The organism is Micromonospora sp. B11E3 (genome assembly GCF_039871625.1).
Classification (GTDB): domain Bacteria; phylum Actinomycetota; class Actinomycetes; order Mycobacteriales; family Micromonosporaceae; genus Micromonospora.
Window position 1 is genome coordinate 1 of sequence record NZ_JBDPMC010000204.1, and the last position, 1478, is coordinate 1478.

Here is a 1478-nt window from a genome sequence, read left to right on the forward strand (position 1 = left end):
CCGATTTTCTGTGTAACGTCCTATCCTGTCTAACTATCGGACATCGACGGGGATGCGGCCCGGGAAGAAGATTTCCAGTGAGTTCAGGGCCTGCTTCCAGCCGTGTACGCCGGCGCCTTCGACGAGGCGGGGCGGTGCGGTGCGGGTGTTGGCGGGCTTGCCGGCCTCAGCGGCGCGTTGGCGGGCTCGCTTGTCCTCGATGTCGGCGATGGCCAGCCAGATCAGCTTGACCACGGCGTCGTCGGTCGGGAAGTGTCCGCGATTCTTGATGACCTTTCGGATCTGGTAGTTGAACGACTCGATCGCGTTGGTGGTGTAGATGATCTTCCTGATCTCGGGTGGGAAGGCGAGGAACGGGGTGAACCTGTCCCAGGCCCGTTCCCAGACAGCGACCGCGGCGGGGTAGCGCTTACCGAGTGGGCTGTCGGCGAAGGCGAGCAACGCGGTCTCGGCGGCCTCCACCGTCGGGGCGGTGTAGATCTCCTTGAGCGCGGCGACCATTGTCCGACGATCCTTGTAGGACACGAACTTCATCGCCGCGCGGATCAGGTGCACGACACACGTCTGGACCGTGGTGTGGGGCCACACGGCTTCGATCGCCTCGGGTAGGCCGGTCAGCCCGTCGCAGCAGGCGATGAGAACGTCCCGCACACCACGGTTACGCAGCTCGGTGCACACCTGCATCCAGAACTTCGCGCCCTCCGCGGCGGCCACCCAGATGCCGAGCACGTGCTTGACCCCGTCCACGCCGACCCCGACGACGAGGTAGCAGGCCTTGTTACGCACCTGCCCGCCGTCACGCACCTTCACCATGAGGCAGTCGACGTAGACGATCGGGTACACCTCGTCCAGGGGCCGGTGCTGCCAGGCCTTGACCTCGTCGAGGACCTCGTCGGTGATGGTGGAGATCGTGTCCGGGCCGACCTCGGCGCCGTAGACGCGGTGCAGGTGATGGGAGATGTCCCGCACCGTCATCCCACCCGCGTACAAGCTGATGATCACATCCGACAGGCCACCCAGGCGGCGGGCGTTCTTGGGCACCAGCATCGGGGTGAACGTGCCCGCCCGATCCCGCGGCACCCTCACCTCGACCGGACCGACCTCGGTCTGCACCGTCTTCGCCGTCGACCCGTTACGGGAGTTACCGCTGCCGTTACCCGCCGCATCATGCTTGGCATAGCCCAGATGCTCGGTCAACTCCGCCTGCAGGCCCCGCTCCAGAACCGCCTTGACCAACTCGGACAGGAACCCGCCCGGCCCGGTCAACCGCAGCCCGTCACCCTTGACCTGAGCCAGCATCGCGTCCATCGCCTGCTTGTCCAGCAACTCCGCGACCGCCTTACGGGCCGCCTCACGCGCCGCCGTCTCATCCACCACCGGCCCGGCCAGGGGCAGCCGCAGCCCATCCGCCGCGACCCGCTCAGCCAGCGCCTCGACCTCACCATCAACCCCGACGGGTGTGTCGTACTGCCCCACCA

Annotated in this window: 1 protein-coding gene; it reads right to left on the bottom strand. The window is 66.7% G+C overall.

The window, feature by feature from the left end; genetic code table 11:
• Nucleotides 1-33: 33 nt before the first annotated feature.
• The gene (locus ABGB16_RS33665) at nucleotides 34-1308 is read right to left on the bottom strand and encodes an IS256 family transposase (RefSeq protein WP_347672091.1); all 1275 of its coding nucleotides are present in this window, start codon (nucleotides 1306-1308) and stop codon (nucleotides 34-36) included.
• Between the last annotated feature and the right edge of the window lie 170 nt (nucleotides 1309-1478).

What these genes read in the sequence shown, in the direction of transcription:
- ABGB16_RS33665 (WP_347672091.1), bottom strand. Translation starts at nt 1,308, where the DNA reads ATGGACGCGATGCTGGCTCAGGTCAAGGGTGACGGGCTGCGGTTGACC.